The sequence below is a fragment of the Brevibacillus jepli genome, assembly GCF_047229145.1.
Classification (GTDB): Bacteria; Bacillota; Bacilli; order Brevibacillales; family Brevibacillaceae; genus Brevibacillus.
Window position 1 is genome coordinate 38,189 of sequence record NZ_JBFEFW010000037.1, and the last position, 14,798, is coordinate 52,986.

General features: G+C 42.0%; 19 protein-coding genes. 2 read left to right on the forward strand and 17 right to left on the reverse strand.

All coding sequences use genetic code 11. The features are described from left to right. Positions 1–66 precede the first annotated feature (66 nt). From AB1L17_RS27570 to AB1L17_RS27585, 4 genes are all read right to left on the reverse strand, one after another. The gene (locus AB1L17_RS27570) at positions 67–708 is read right to left on the reverse strand and encodes a UCP028583 family protein (protein WP_411504787.1); all 642 of its coding nucleotides are present in this window, start codon (positions 706–708) and stop codon (positions 67–69) included. Between the two features lie 133 nt (positions 709–841). Then, entirely contained in the window at positions 842–1,486 is a 645-nt protein-coding gene (locus AB1L17_RS27575; RefSeq protein WP_411504786.1) for an XF1762 family protein, read from the reverse strand. Between the two features lie 121 nt (positions 1,487–1,607). Then, positions 1,608–2,237, reverse strand: coding sequence for a DUF8835 domain-containing pootine (locus AB1L17_RS27580; RefSeq protein ID WP_411504785.1), 630 nt, complete (start codon positions 2,235–2,237; stop codon positions 1,608–1,610). Positions 2,238–2,323: 86 nt separating this feature from the next. Then, entirely contained in the window at positions 2,324–2,773 is a 450-nt protein-coding gene (locus AB1L17_RS27585; protein WP_412848125.1) for a hypothetical protein, read from the reverse strand. A 405-nt stretch (positions 2,774–3,178) separates the two neighbouring features. On the opposite strand from AB1L17_RS27585, the gene AB1L17_RS27590 reads away from it, so the two are divergent. After that, positions 3,179–3,346, forward strand: a complete 168-nt coding sequence (locus tag AB1L17_RS27590; RefSeq protein ID WP_411504783.1) for a hypothetical protein — start codon at positions 3,179–3,181, stop codon at positions 3,344–3,346. Positions 3,347–3,379: 33 nt separating this feature from the next. Here the strand turns inward: AB1L17_RS27590 and AB1L17_RS27595 are convergent, their stop codons facing one another. The 9 genes from AB1L17_RS27595 to AB1L17_RS27635 all read right to left on the reverse strand — a co-directional run bounded on the left by AB1L17_RS27595 (position 3,380) and on the right by AB1L17_RS27635 (position 10,387). Continuing rightward, positions 3,380–3,538, reverse strand: coding sequence for a hypothetical protein (locus AB1L17_RS27595; RefSeq protein WP_170184471.1), 159 nt, complete (start codon positions 3,536–3,538; stop codon positions 3,380–3,382). Beyond that, entirely contained in the window at positions 3,513–4,679 is a 1,167-nt protein-coding gene (locus AB1L17_RS27600) for a hypothetical protein (RefSeq protein WP_411504782.1), read from the reverse strand. Before AB1L17_RS27600 ends, AB1L17_RS27595 begins: the two co-directional genes overlap by 26 nt. Before the next feature lie 334 nt (positions 4,680–5,013). Then, a complete protein-coding gene (locus tag AB1L17_RS27605; protein ID WP_411504781.1) occupies positions 5,014–5,325 on the reverse strand; it encodes a helix-turn-helix domain-containing protein in 312 nt (103 codons plus the stop codon). 27 nt (positions 5,326–5,352) lie between these two features. After that, entirely contained in the window at positions 5,353–5,736 is a 384-nt protein-coding gene (locus AB1L17_RS27610; RefSeq protein WP_411504780.1) for a type II toxin-antitoxin system RelE/ParE family toxin, read from the reverse strand. A gap of 55 nt (positions 5,737–5,791) precedes the next feature. Further along, positions 5,792–6,775: a DNA adenine methylase gene (locus AB1L17_RS27615; RefSeq protein WP_412848126.1), complete on the reverse strand. Its 984-nt coding sequence runs from the start codon at positions 6,773–6,775 to the stop codon at positions 5,792–5,794. 276 nt (positions 6,776–7,051) lie between these two features. Continuing rightward, positions 7,052–7,306, reverse strand: a complete 255-nt coding sequence (locus AB1L17_RS27620) for a hypothetical protein (RefSeq protein WP_412848127.1) — start codon at positions 7,304–7,306, stop codon at positions 7,052–7,054. Between the two features lie 22 nt (positions 7,307–7,328). Beyond that, complete coding sequence (locus AB1L17_RS27625) at positions 7,329–7,928, reverse strand: hypothetical protein (RefSeq protein ID WP_412848128.1); 600 nt, start codon at positions 7,926–7,928, stop codon at positions 7,329–7,331. 342 nt (positions 7,929–8,270) lie between these two features. Beyond that, positions 8,271–9,248, reverse strand: a complete 978-nt coding sequence (locus AB1L17_RS27630) for a hypothetical protein (RefSeq protein ID WP_412848129.1) — start codon at positions 9,246–9,248, stop codon at positions 8,271–8,273. Positions 9,249–9,367: 119 nt separating this feature from the next. Then, complete coding sequence (locus tag AB1L17_RS27635) at positions 9,368–10,387, reverse strand: hypothetical protein (protein WP_412848130.1); 1,020 nt, start codon at positions 10,385–10,387, stop codon at positions 9,368–9,370. Positions 10,388–10,532: 145 nt separating this feature from the next. On the opposite strand from AB1L17_RS27635, the gene AB1L17_RS27640 reads away from it, so the two are divergent. Further along, the gene (locus tag AB1L17_RS27640) at positions 10,533–11,201 is read left to right on the forward strand and encodes a type I restriction enzyme HsdR N-terminal domain-containing protein (RefSeq protein ID WP_412848131.1); all 669 of its coding nucleotides are present in this window, start codon (positions 10,533–10,535) and stop codon (positions 11,199–11,201) included. A gap of 538 nt (positions 11,202–11,739) precedes the next feature. Here AB1L17_RS27640 and AB1L17_RS27645 read toward each other — a convergent pair. The 4 genes from AB1L17_RS27645 to AB1L17_RS27660 all read right to left on the reverse strand — a co-directional run bounded on the left by AB1L17_RS27645 (position 11,740) and on the right by AB1L17_RS27660 (position 14,753). After that, entirely contained in the window at positions 11,740–12,933 is a 1,194-nt protein-coding gene (locus AB1L17_RS27645) for a WG repeat-containing protein (RefSeq protein WP_412848132.1), read from the reverse strand. Positions 12,934–13,337: 404 nt separating this feature from the next. Continuing rightward, positions 13,338–13,766: a L5-gp82 domain-containing phage-derived protein gene (locus AB1L17_RS27650; protein ID WP_412848133.1), complete on the reverse strand. Its 429-nt coding sequence runs from the start codon at positions 13,764–13,766 to the stop codon at positions 13,338–13,340. Positions 13,767–13,841: 75 nt separating this feature from the next. After that, the gene (locus tag AB1L17_RS27655) at positions 13,842–14,192 is read right to left on the reverse strand and encodes a hypothetical protein (RefSeq protein WP_412848134.1); all 351 of its coding nucleotides are present in this window, start codon (positions 14,190–14,192) and stop codon (positions 13,842–13,844) included. A 153-nt stretch (positions 14,193–14,345) separates the two neighbouring features. Continuing rightward, complete coding sequence (locus tag AB1L17_RS27660) at positions 14,346–14,753, reverse strand: single-stranded DNA-binding protein (protein WP_412848137.1); 408 nt, start codon at positions 14,751–14,753, stop codon at positions 14,346–14,348. Positions 14,754–14,798: the final 45 nt, after the last annotated feature.

A 14,798-nucleotide genomic window follows, 5' to 3' on the forward strand; every position in this document is an offset into this window, starting at 1 on the left:
TTTAGATAACTGTTTCATGTATCCTCCCTAGCGAAGGCTGCTAGTGCCTTCCTAATTCAGCATGCATTACTCATAGAGTGATTCAATTTTTTCATTCGCAAGAATATCATTCAGAAGATTAAAGCGGAAATTTCGAACGCTGTTCCCCTGACCTCTTAATTCATCGATCATCTGCTGAAGAGTTCTTCCTTTTGAATCATACGAAATGACTTTATTGATTCCTTTTACATGAGATGGGAAAGGTTCTTTATAATGGTACTTTTCTACCTTTTCTTTGATGTCTTTCAACGCATTTCCTGGAACGGTATCCCAACAAACAATCAATAGATTGATTGCTGTATATAACTGCTCGGCAGCTGGGTGCCATTTTCTAGATTGAGAACTCTTCGAACCTGAAAACGTCCCCACAGAGGTTTGGCCACTCGTGGAAGATGCGGATGACAATGGATTAAACATTGGTATCATAGGGAGTTTGAGTAAATCCAAAAAGTGCTCAGCCGCGTGAACTCCGCATAAAAAAGTACTGTATTTATCGGTTCCCTTTTCCTTGTATGAAAAGCAATAGTAACTGCCAGTCAGCTGGTCTCCCGTGCAACTTCTCTTAACTTGGCCATTCAACAGTTTAACGTGAGAAACAGGACTGATGTCGTAAAGTTTTATGAGCTCTTCACGTTTCTTTTCAGTTCTACAGAAAAACATGGTCACCATTCCTTCTATAACTCATTTTATCTATTTGCTCAGTAATGGTCTTTATTCCTAATATGAACCTTCTATACTATCCAATTTACCACAATTATACATTCCGACGTTCGATAAAAGTGGCTCCACTATCGTCTCGGGATTACAAACTAATTTGCATTTCCCATACTTTCTTTTCCCCTACCGGATGTTTATCGACTCGCTTTCGAGATCGGCTGTTCCAACTACCACCATCACTTATCCCTTTCAAGTGAAAGCCACAAGCTTTTAAAGAGCCCCCGGACTCACTCTCTAACGTATAAGTGATGACTCGATGGTACCCCATTTCCTTGGCGATCCTTCGGACAGCTGCATATAACTGACTGCATACGTGCCGATTCCGGTATTGAGTTTTCACGCAGCATCTGGTTATTTCCAAGGTCGTCCCATCGTCTTGATACCGCGATACTGGCCTGCCTGCGATCGCAACTCCAATAACATCATGACCATCCCCAATGGCCAATGAAAACTTGTGGCCCTGTGGAGCTACGTGGTGACGATGATGTTCGTTGATGAAAGCACATGCTTCTTTTAAAGTGATGGGGACCGGAATGGCTTCAAACTTCCGTGCACAGTAAAACTCCCTAGCGTATCGTTCTGCCTCAACTTTAGTGAAGGCACTATCCCAAACGAGCTCAAATCCATCTTCTTCTAAGGGAAAGCGAATTAAAGTCTCACCATCCCCTAATTCTTCGTCTGACATAACTAGGTACATTCCATTTTTAATAAACACCCAATAATACTCCACGATGTGCACGCTCCCAATAAAAATGTAAAAAGAGTACCACTCAAATCGAGAGGTACTCTTTCATGATCAACACCGCAACTCGCATTCTACTTAATACCGTGCAACCATTAAAGACTGCCGGTTAAACAGCGATTGAAGTCCGGCCATCTGCGTTAAAGTAATATCCTCCGGCCATAAGCTCTTCTGCGATGAAGGGATCAGATTTGATATATTCGATTTCCTTGTAACCTAGCTGTTCCAGTTGTCTGGATATACTTCGCACATCATTTTGCACAACAGCCTCAAGCCAAGTAGCAAAACGAATGAGATTGTTCTCTTGCGCCTTGTTGAGCCCATACACCGCTGTATCAGCAGAAACATCCATGGTATTGAAGTGGGAATAGCGGTGCCCAAATGCATTTCTTTCAATCCGAATATCAATGGAGCAATAGTCACTCCACTTCTTAATTTTCTTGAACCAAAGATGCCTCATTTCTTTGTTACCATTCGATAAGCGGGCAATGAGTGAATCTAATTGCCTGAAGGACATTTTGCCGTAAAAGGCCACTCCATCCCCTTGGCAATAACTTAGGCTCCAACTGACTTTCGTTTCCAGGTAACCAGCATCAACCAATTCATCTTGGAACATCTCTGTGATAATGCTCCAATCATACCTATTAGGTTGAATGTTATACCTGTACCATTCTCTCGCATTGTGCTTTGCGGCTTCTGTTGGAAGTTCTTCATATTCATTAACGTTCATCAGTTTCATGATATTCTCTCCTTACCACTCCCTCTCACGACGGGGAGTGGATACTTGCTGCCCCGTCGTTGGGCATGAAAAGGAATATTCCTTCATTACGCTGCGTGATGAGTAGCGCAATAAGCAGTGAGGGCTAAAAGAGCCTCCTCAATTTGTTCTACAGCTTCAACGTCGTCCTCACAGCCTGGACTGGAGAAACGAATCATAATGCAGTCTTCATCTGGATCCAGGTACTCTGTACGTTCAGAGAATGCTTGATAAGCATTGCCATAACGATCTTGATACGTGATTGAAATCATCCCGGGTACCAAACTAATGTGATCCTTTCGCAAGACGAATTCAGCAATGGTCTCGGGGAGAAGGGAGCTGCGTTCCATATGCTCCATCCACTGGGAGAGGCTCGGTACACCTTGGGAAGGTGTAAATGAAACCTTACATTCACATGGATCTGTGACATAGGAATAGCTCCCGTTATCACGGTAATACATAAGGGAGAATTCTGCACCACAACCACTGCATAGCTGCTTCGCTTCGAATGTCCACATCGAGCATCCATCCTTTCTTTCCATTCGTGATTTTCTACAGAATCCGGATCCCTTTTTAAATACATTCGTTCTTTTAGGAACATTCGCAGACAAAAAAAATCGACCAGGTTAGGTTGCATGATGAAAGAAACCATCTGCGACCCAACTGGTCGATTCATAGTGATCCGAGAACTCCCGGAATAAAAGACAAAGTTCATCAAAAAAGGAATCAAAATGCTTGAACACTTATAGTATACCACTTATGTAAAAAAGTGAAAATATGGTTCATTCGCTCAAAAGGCAGTAATTCACTTACTCTGATGCATCCGATGAATTTGAGTAATCCTATTTCTCAAAGTTTTGCTAGTAACATGTCTCTTTCACTACTTCCTTGGTAATACTGGTAGCAGGAGGAGGTTCGATTCTATGAAGAATAAGAAGAAAGTCATTCAATTTCCTTCAAAACCCCAGCTCACTCATTATTCTGAGCTCCTTAGAGCTGAGAGTAAGAGAAACCAACAATTCTATGATGATGTTCTGCGTCGCGCGGAAGAAATAATGAAAAGAACAAAAAAAAGAGACCAAGATCAATAGGATCCTAGGTCTCTTTTGTATATTCTATACAGTTTATTTGCTCGATTTTACAGATAATCCTGCTCTTGCCATGATCTCAGCTGCACGCTTTTCACGTTCTTGGAAGAATTCCAAATTACGTTGTGCTTCTTTCGCAAGGGTTTCCTTGTAGTGAGGCAACTTTATACTATTTGGCTTCAGGGCCGTATTCATGCCTGATCTCTCCCTTCCGGTTCAAAGACGAATCCGTTAACAGCTTGTCCATCAGCAGGCAGTGTGCTTCGACTACTTCATAGATGGACCACAAGTTTATTATACTACGGCCTACGTCTTCTTGGAAGAAAAGATTGGCAGAATCCATATGGAAGTTCACCACATAATTATTGCCCGTTGGCAATTTAATAAAGAAAGAAGCAATCTTACGACTTTGTAAAGGCCCAGCATCAACTTGAGCAAAACAACTTGGTGATTTTACTGCCATGACCGCAGAGTAGCTCTGGTTTGCCTCATCTGTTATGTCGATTGAAAGAGGTGAGTTTCCAGAAGTTCCATCTTCATCTACATAGGTTAGTACATTCTCTTCTAGACGATATAGGGTAAAGGGAGCGATAAAGTTAAGAGATTTGATGTTAAAGAGGTTATTGGATATTCGAGCAATATTACGACTAATGCCCTCAATAATCCCGTATAAATAGTCTGTCCTTTGAAGAAACTTATTGTCTTCTTCTTTGGCTTTCATAAGAGTGCTGGTTAATTCTTCATTGAGCTGCACCAAGCTCTCTAAATAGCTGTCCCTTTCTTTTCGGACATTATGTAGTTCGTCGCTTAAGTGATTGTTTCTTAGCTCCTTATAGAACCACTGAACAACGGCCTGCATATCAATTTGGGTTTTCTGCTTAACAAACGGTTCAAAGAGATTGTATTCGGCTTTCCGTAGTGCTCGAAACGCGACGATATGAAACACGTCTTTTCGATCGAGTTTGGCCATGTTGAGGAAATGCAGAAATGCACTAACTCCATACCAGAGAAAGAATACCGTGAGCCCAACACCAATCTTATGAGTTAACACAAAGTCTTTGATGGTGTCGATCGTCGTAAGAATATACCCTCCGCCAATTACCGTAGCTACCGTGAGTATCCCTTTCGCTTTTGCTGACTTCACTAGAACAGCAACGTTCTTGAAAGGGGCAACCAACAGCTCCAGAACAAATGAGCGAAGATGCTGTTCGTAAAAAGCGGTTCTAACCGTATCGAGAGCGGGGTCAAATCGCTCTGCAATACTGATGAGCAAGCTGTGATAGAGATCCGATTCACGACTTTCCAGGTCCTTATCTTCTACAGGATTCTTTTCCATGCTGTGACCTCCACATCTTTGTACATTAATGGTTTCATGATTAACCGGTTATTTCCTTCTCCTCCTTTAACATTTCTCCGGCCACAAAAAAACGACCAGCTGGAGGCATGACGGAATAAACCCCTCATGCGACCATCTGGTCGAATCATGTTAACCGAATTCGTTCGGTAGACTGGCAAGGTTGCTTTGCCTTCAAAAAGGTACTGCAAAAACAATAACTATGAACACATTTTACCATGGTTACTTTTTCTTGTCATACGATAAGAGGAAACCGCTCTTTGTCTGGAGTAACGAAAAGGCACACTCACAATGAAGTGACGTGTGCCTTTAATAATTAAGCATATTGCGCTGATGTCGCAGCTTCTTCGTCAATGGGAACAAACCCAACTGACAGTTGAAAAGCTTTCGCGATTTTACCAAGCGTCTGTGAATTTGGAAGTTGTTCGCCGTTTTCAATGCGTGCGATTTGAGATTGATGCAAACCAGCTTTTTGTGCTAATTCAGCTTGCGACCAATTCCGCTCCAAACGGTTGGCCACGATGATTTTCGCGATGTGCTCCTTGTACTCCATTAGCTCAAGTTCCTCTTGAGTAAATCGCGAGTCCATTTCTGCTTTCTTATCATTCCATGAGATCTTCTTTCTCATCGAAACACACCCTCTAACATTTTTTACTCATATGCCAAAACGACGCACCCAGTCCCAATAATTACTTTGTGCTTTCGCGATGTCACGAGGTGGTGTTTTATCTGTATCTTTTTGAATCCAATGCAGCATCAGAGCATTTCCTTGCCAAAGAGTCCAAAATATACGGTAGTAATTTTGAGTCTTAATTCTAATCTCCCAAATTGGCGGTTCTGCAACACCAGTCAATTTTCTTCCATCTGGCAATGATAAAGCAGATCCGAAAGTTTGAACTAAGTTGAACATGTGCCGGATTCTCTGGAGTAGGATTCTCTCGTTTTTCTTGTGATCATTGGCACCTAAATCATCGATCCAATCGGCAACAGGACTTCTTTCTGAGGCATCATAATAAAATTCAACATCAAACTGCTTCATTTCCGATTGGCACCATTATAACACTTTTGATATTAAGCAACAACGGCGCCTCCCCCTATATAGAATATACTCTTCCAACTTTTTCAACAGTCGGATACATATAGATCTCTTCAATTAATGGGTCATTATCATACATCAGGATAATATCTGCACCTGGCATTCCGTGATATAAGCTGTCCAAAAGAAGATTCAATTGGATATGATCATCCTTATGGTAATAACAGCGATACAGCTGCTTACCTTTTTTGACATACGGTGGATCCAGAAAAATGGTCGTATGAGGTCTCCAATATTCCTCCTCGATTAGTGTGCAAGCATCCATATTGTGAAGGGTTATTTTATCACCCATCTGGTGGATACGTTTCATCCGTTTCTGCAAGTCGATGGGGTTCCAGCGCGAGAGAAGATCTGCTTTATTCCCATTTCGGCCACCCAAAGGATTCGCACTGTAAATTCCGGAATATGCTAATCGATTCACCAGTAGCATGGACCAGGCTGCGTCTATCATGTTGCACGAGAGATAATCTGATTTGACGATACCTTGTGCCTGAAAGTAATCCTTGTGAGACGGATTAGCATGCTGCAAACGATAGTACAGCTCGTCTGGAGCGTGTAAGACTGTCCAGAATAATGCGTATACACCAAAGTCAAGATCATTCAGAATCAGGTGCTCGATTACCCCGGAATCCAATAACGCTAGTTCAACACTTGCTCCACCTGAAAACGGTGATACCAAAGTTCTAGTTGAATTGGATTGGAGTTTGGAAAAAACGTAAGGAATGACTTTGCTTTTGCCTCCGGCGTAACGAAGCGGTGAGATTCTCTTATTAAAGGAAACATGGATCGAGGAGGATGGTATAGGGTTGCTTTCTTTCTTATCCTCTAAGATGAGTGTAAATCGATGCCTGTCCTCTCTATCATTTTCAAAATACGTATAACCATCACAGAACTGACACCAGAAGCCTTGTTGTAATGGATCTATCTCTGCTTCTTCTGGCTCATGTTCGGACTCGCAAAACTGGCATCTCAACTCAACCACATTACTTCACTCCTACAAAATATGGTAATCCAAATAAAAACTGGGGAGCGGATGCTTCCCCAGTTTGATGAAATGTCATGGTATTGGTCTTATTAGTTCCGTGAATTCACATTGAAATCGACATGTACTGCTCCTCATACACGCTATCATTCAGAACTTCCGAATGGAATACAACGTGAAGCCCCTCTCCACAGCCCGTTTCGACAGGGGGATATGATAAATATGCCCCCTGCCCGCGCTACTGTATTGAAGAATTGCTGTTCCATCTGTTGAAAGCTACCAATCACGTGTAGCTTCGTCAATGTCGTTGTAGTTGCATTGTGTTAGATCTTCTGGCCGGTAAACGCAAAACGTATTATCGCGCCAATCTTTAAAGGTTGGGACACAAAAGCTTGCATCGGAATCGCCATTAACCGTAAGATAAGCTTTTCTTTTAATGCATGAGAATACGGGGTATAAACGGTCATCGGTTCGATAACCTAACCGAGTTTTGTTAAGCAAATCGACTGCTTCTCTTAAAAGAATGTTCATAAGACGTCCCTCCTGAGTTACGCTATTTGCTGACTTTCAAATGAGCGGGGATACGCTGATCAGCAACAAATTCCACAGCCGACAGTTCGATTGGTTTACCCGCATACATGAATGTTTCTTCTGTCCGGTTATCCCAGTTTCTAGGGTTAACAGTTAAGATCTCATCCTTTTTGAAGTGCAAACCACTTCCAGGCTGCACGTTATGTTTTGTGAAACGCACTACAATACATCCGTAATGAGTGCCCGCTATTCGATCGGGCCATAGACTCACTCTTTCGCAAATTTCCTGAACATGCTTGGCGGTACTATTCTCGCTTATGATACGAGCAGCGATGTTTTTTTCAGATTTCATCGCTTTTCCCACCAATTCGTAGACTTCACCAGTATCCTGGTTAACGAGACGCGTCTCTTCTTCTCGATATATGGTTGGGAAATCAGTTTGAAATACGAGTACAGCCTGGTCTAGCGTACCTATATTACGACCTGCGAATGAGTCCCATTGGCCCATTACTGATTGGTAGTAATCAATCGTACCATCAGCATTCGTTCCAATTGGATTGTCTTCATATGCACGATCGATCGTTCGCTGAGATACCTTATACTCGAAGCTGAAGTACGGCATAAAACATTCCTCCTTGAAATAGAAAAGCTGAGGAGTAATGATTCCCCAGCATAATGTTTCAACCTAAATTCAATTGTCAGGTTGTTGATTGAACAGCTATTACACGCTTAATATCGTCTCCACGCCTCCTTTTCAACAAAAAAAGCCTGTAGGCATAGAAAAGACGGAAAGTCCATTCTAGCCTACAGGCTTGTGTCTACATGTCCCGAATAATCGGAATTACTGAGCAGGAGCTTCTGCTCTAAAAAGGTAAAACAAAAAGTGTGAATATGTGGTTTATTATAGCAGGAAAAGTAATGAGCTGGAAGGTAATCAAGCAACTTTTTCCTATAGCGTGAACGATTACATGCCGATAGATTGCCTTCTATCTTGATAGGCGATATCAATGTATGGCTTAATCTGTGCGAACTCTTGTACTAGATCCATATGAATGTGGACCTCCCTAGGCGCGTTCTTATTCTTCTTTTGATTTCCTTTAAACACGGAATCAACTTGCGATTGCAATTCTGTGGCCTTTTCCTCCGCAAGTAAATGCAGGACGTAGGTGCCTTTATTAAATAGAGTTGATGTAAAAAACTTGCGAGTTGTAGATAGATGATCTTCGCTTCTATCCTTAATAATTGTGTAACCGAAACAATCGGTAATTGGTTCATTACGATGAACATCACTGAAGCTTTTCAGGTATTGATCCGCTTCCACGAGGACCTCCAAAACTCTGGGCCGGTTAATAAAATGAGTTAGTATGTAGCTTTCTTTTTTCACATATGTGAATCCCATGTGTTCACAGTAGGCAAGGAATTGCTGTAGTAAAAATTGAGTAAGTTCGTTCCAAGGTTGGTTGGAGGATACTATGTCCTCAAAAAAGGCATGAATCTTTTGCCACGATACAAAGATTGGAGCCAGGATCACTTCATCTTGTGCAAATTTCTTCTGGTGATCCTTGAGTTGCTGCGTATCGACTTTGCCCCCACCTATTTTAGCTTCAACCAAGAGAGTCACATTATTGAGTTGGATTAATGCATCAGGAATCGTTTCCTTCTCTCTCTGGTTTTTAACTCGCTTATTTTCTTTATTCTTAGATTCGTCACTGATAGCAATAACGCAGCCTATTCCGGATTTGTGCGTGAGTTGTCTGCCGACTTGAATATCATACGATCGCGAAAGCACAGCACCTTGATTCAATTGGTTAATTCCTAAGAATTGATTGATGAATAGCTCGGTAAGCAGGACCTCAGAGTGACGTAATAAGTCAATCAGAGCTTTTGTAGCATTATTTTCCGTCTCAGTATATTTATCAAAGATCGTTAGGTTTTTGATCATTTGCATCACCCTTAAGAGCATTTTAAATAAATACAACTCATATTTTTTCCAACTTTACGAAGAAGGGAGTAAGCGCGTATTTTAATATCGAATCCAACGATGTAAGCTAACAACACTTACTACGGCCAATCGTTAGTGGTAATCACTTCTTCGATATCGACCATTTGCCTGACTTGATCTACCATTGGTAAGAATCGTTCATTGATAAACAGGGTCTTCCTATAACTCGTAATGAGTCCACCATCCACTCTTCTTAGAGCGATCACTCCACACAATCTATTGCAGTAACTAGGATCATGAAAAAAACCATCAGCATCTCTGCCAGGTTGAACTGTAGATCCTTGAATTACATATATCTCAGTTCCAAATACTGCCTGAGATATATCAATATCCTCGTAGTTTTCCGCTTCCATAACTATCAAATTTATCCTTTGATGGGAATTGTCCCATTCAAAGGCACCCGCAGCTTTTTCCAGGCTCGCCTTTACTTGTGTCTCCGCTACCCCAGTAATATCTACAAACTCAGAGTCCGATGCAGCTGCAAGGGTTAGATGCTTTAATTGAAGCCTGTTTGGAGGGTAAAAGGAAAACGTTGCAATAGGGTCTTCCTCGGTAGGATAGTACAATGTCTCACGATCAACAGCGCTTTGAACAGACGATGCAATGAAGTTTGTTAGTGGCTGGACTTCCACTTCTTTGAAATCCTCAGATAAATTCAACACAATGAATTTACCAACTGGTATGCTCTGAAAATTAGTCACAAGTCGATCCAGCATTTTCTTTCGTCGATTATCTGATTCACTTTCGTTTAGCCGCTTCATTTGCATAAAACCTAATGAGCTGGCATGACATCTCACAAAATCAGTAGGACGAGATGAATAGCACGATGGTTCGTACAGTAAAGTACTTTCGGGATCAAAACGGATTAGATCGGCAGCAAAGTTATGTTCAGCTATGAAATCCAGCACCTTACGACTACTACCTCTTGCGTTACTCAGCAATACTTGATTCAAATCATCCATGCCGTGTTCTGAAATAAGCTGCATCTGTTGCTCTAATTTTTGGATCTCTTCTTCATCACTGTGATACTTAGTTCTATTCAATACTTCCAGAGCAAACTGTCTGTAATTTACTGTCATATTCATACCACACCTTGCCAAATCTTTTAGTCTAATAGTAGCACGTCGTCCTAATTCATTCATCCTATAAACGCTCAGGTAGTTGGGTTCCAATCAGAAAATTTGTGCATGTTCACGTATAATAGAACCACAAGGAGTGATGAACGTGAACGAAATTCAAATTGCAGAAAACTTGGTAATCCCTTATTTAATCCAAAGATTTGGATGGCCAAAGGAACTCATCTCACCATATGGGCGAGTACCAATCCAAATGGGTTCTACTGTCAAATGGGGAGATATCGTTTGTTACATCTCGGATCATATCGAGAAACGTCCTTGGGTATTGATCGAGGTTAAGACATCCTCTCAGGATCTCCACACTGCCGTAGGTCAGGCTGAGTCGTATGCGCTACAAATTCGCGCCCCTTATTTTGGGGTGACCGATGGAAACAATTATGAGTGGTATCAAACTGGTCCATCTCAAGGGAAACACGTTCACTTGATTGGAAAGCCCCCTATACCCACCGGTCAGTATTTGAAAACAGACCACCCTCCTTTTTCGGCAACAGTGAACCACTTGGTCGAACTGTTCTTGAATGCTTTGGCACAAGACAAACCATTCTTAGATAATACAAAAGAGCATGACGACCAAACCAAAGAACTGTCCGTTACTGTATTTGATTGCTTAGATACACTAACACCAGATCAATTAAAAGACAGCCTTAAAACAAACTTAGATACCTTTCCTGCAAATCGCCCATTAATCAATAAAGCTATCGATGATGATTTTCAAAAAACCAAAAAATTTGTACTATATAAAAAACATCAAAAGTAATACGCTTAGTGAAATTCAGCCTTTACTTACCCCGGCAATGAAGATTAAAGGCGGAAATATCTTTTTCATCTCTCAGCTGCTTGCCGCGGCCCACTTAGATAAATTCATGGTCATAGATCACCATATTGCTCACGCACTCAAAGAGTTAGGTCTCACCGATATCGTATTAAATCATGATTCAGCCGAGTATCCTACGTTTTAATGAACGATATTTGCGTTAAGCTTTACAGCGCGAAAATTAGAGACAGAGTAACGGATTACAAGTTGGGAATTGCGGCAGCTCATAATTTCTTATGGCATTGGATCAACTACTACAAAGTTAACGGATTATGGATGAAATAATAGAGGTAGAATTAAAAAAATCCTCATCATATTATTATGATGAGGATTTTATCACTATATCAATATAGAGATTTCTAGAACGTTCGTTAACCAATGGAGGAGTTTATAACGGCTTCATGACCATCAGGACGAAAACTGTGCTCATCAGCAGCTACACACCGACTCTAGTGACGCGAAAGGCTCCTTCATCTATATTTTATCGATAGGGCGGGATGACCAGCTTCCCGGTATAATCCAAATAGCCATCGAGACCCCAATTGATGGCATACAGACCGTTACGATCCACAAGAGAGCCATACGGACTTTGATAGGTACCAAAATAACGCGGGTTTACAAGATACTCTCCCTTGCGATTGATAAAGCCCTCCCTGCCGTCGTGCAGGCGAACCATGGCAATACCGTTATAAAATCTGCCTATAGCTGAGTATTTCGGTTCGAGAATGACCTCTCCTGTCAGAGTAACAGCACCCGCGTAAGCTGATGCGTCTTCTTTATAAGTGTAGTAGCTGAAAATGCCTTCCTCTACATCCGATGATCCTCCAAAAGGAGTAAATTCGCCTGGCGGGATGATCCATTCGCCTTTTTTATTGATCAATCCTCCTCCAAGCGATTTTCCGTCCGCTTTCCAGCTCGATGCATAGGCTATTCCATTCTTGAAGGGAACGGTAAAATAATAGATCGGTGCGATGATGTACTCGCCTTTGCTGTTGATAAATCCAATCTGCTTGTCCTTTTCTTGGACGGCGGCCAATCCATCAGAAAATTCTCTCGCCAAGACATACTTAGGGGGGACCAATATGGTTCCTTTCGCATCCATATATCCGTAGTAAGGACCATGCTTGATGAGGATCGGATCATTGGAATACTGCTGGCGTTCGGGAATGTAGCCTACGTAATCGAAGGTAGGCTGCACGATCCAATTCCCCTTCGTGCCGATGAGTCCCCATTTTTTATTCACAGAAGCAGCTGATCGTCCAAAACGGAAACCATCTATACGTTCAAACTTTGGAGGGATGACTTCTTTCCCTGCCCGGTTGATCACCCCGCTGCTTTCCCCTATCTTAAAGCTTGCAAGCCCTTCGGAGAAACTGGAAATATAGGTGTATTTATAGGGAACAATGAGCTTGCCAGTATGGTCGATCACCCCCCATTTTCTTATGCTCCTTACACGGCCGAGGCCATCTTTGAATTCCTGTATCGTACCGTTTTTTGGCAAGGTAAATCTCGCATGAATCTTGCCCTTACGATCACTCAAAGCCCATTGATCCCCGGTAGGTTTTCTCAGTGGGTACAGCTGCTGGTTAGGTTCGCCTGCTCCTTGTGCGGATACACCAGCAAGGCTAAGACACGCCAGAATCATAGCTAGGATCGTTACTAAAAATTTCCGCATAGTCGTACATCCTCCAAGTATCTGATGAAATGGATGTCCCAATTATAGAGTAATTTGGAATTTAAACCAAGAAGACATTATTGCTCCACGTGGCCTGCCAAGGATCTGTTCTTTCGCGTGATGTCGGGGATATGAAAGAGCTCGTCAAAGAGGTGACATGCGACCAAGTGCTGGCTCGGGCATGCTCATCCTTAGGTTGGCCCGGCTTCCATTTTGCTCTTTGAGCAGCTGTATAAATGCGTTCAGCTGCCGATACTCGATCAGGTTCGAGTTCGAAACTAAATCAACTTTGTTAACGCCACAAATATAAAAGGCCCCCGCTTTTTTCCTAGCTGAGGCCACAATTAAATCAATATTTATGGATGATTGTTTTAATAAAACTTATGATCCCGATCGTTGGAAAGTTAAAGCCCAATGACCAACTGCTCATTTTCAATAAGGGCACCAGCTCTTCTATAAAAAATACGTCTCTCCCCGCAATAAACCATACCGGCCATGAAAATTGGTTGCTGGGTCTCTTCATCTACAAAGGTGTCTACCATAAACGGGTTATAGTACCCACGGTTCTTTAGATCTTCCGGACGATCGATATCGGCAGAAATGAAATTCCCAACCGCCACGGCATGTACATTTCGCCTTTTTTCATCACGAGCTCTTTTTTGTCCACTTAAGCTAATTTTCATTTCAACATCCTTTAGCAAAACAGAATCTGCGTATCCTACCACTAATCCGGACTTGTAGTCTTGAATCGAAAAACGGCCCATCATGTTCAAGTTCAGGTACACTTTTACCTTTTGATTAGCCTGTAGAGTGCGATCTTTTACAAAATCCATCATCATCCCGCCTCAACAATAATTAATCCCCCTGAAGGCTCAGGGGGAAACGAACATATTCGTCTTATTTATTGCTTACTCAAAAGTCTTGATTGCCTGGAATAGTGCAAGTAAGCCTGATTCTTTCCAACCACCATACATTTTTCCATTGTCCAGAATCAGATCTCGAAAATCACACGACCATACTGGCTTTTCTTCATGAAAGAGAACAAACTTTGAATCCATGCTCTCGTATGACTCCTCTTCACTATCAATCGTAATAAACAGAGAAAAATTTGACTGGATATAATCCCTGTTGAAAAATCGAGGTAGGTCGGTAATAGTTAAAAAGTCATTTGTAATACTTTCAACATCGTAGATCTGTATTGCCTCTTGAACAAAATCTTGGAGCATTTCATTCGCACTCATTTGTTTCTGATTTTTCATGGTTACAGCACCCTTCCCACATCCCTATCGACAGGGGGATGTGCAAAAAGAGCCCCCTGTCAGGGCTGAAATGAAGTAGCTTATGCTGCTTTAAATGTGGTTGTCTAAGTAAAAACTGACTCTCTCACCACATTCGCCCCATTGGTTCATTGCTCAAAATGGCAAGTCGACGTCTGAAATGTTAATTGGTTTCCCATTTTCGAATGGATCGAACCCGCTATCAGAAGATCCTGAACCAGGATTTCCGCCGTTATTCGAAGTAGGGTTGTCCTGTTCTCTTCTACCACCTAAGAACTGAACATTCTCAGCAACCACCTCAGTAACGAAAACTCGCTTTCCCTCTTTGTTATCATAAGATCTTGTCTGAAGCCTTCCTTCAATAGCAGCTTGCCTACCCTTTCGTAGGTAAGATGCACATAGATCTGCAAGCTTCTGCCATGCTACAATATTAATGAAGTCAGCTTCTCGTTCACCAGCTTGATTGGTTCGTGGGCGGTTGATTGCGATCGTAAAAGTTGCGACCGCTACACCATTTGATGACAATAGGTAAAACTTTGGCATGTGCGCCTCCGTCTTTTCCCCTGTCCCAAACCGTACGTGCAAGTT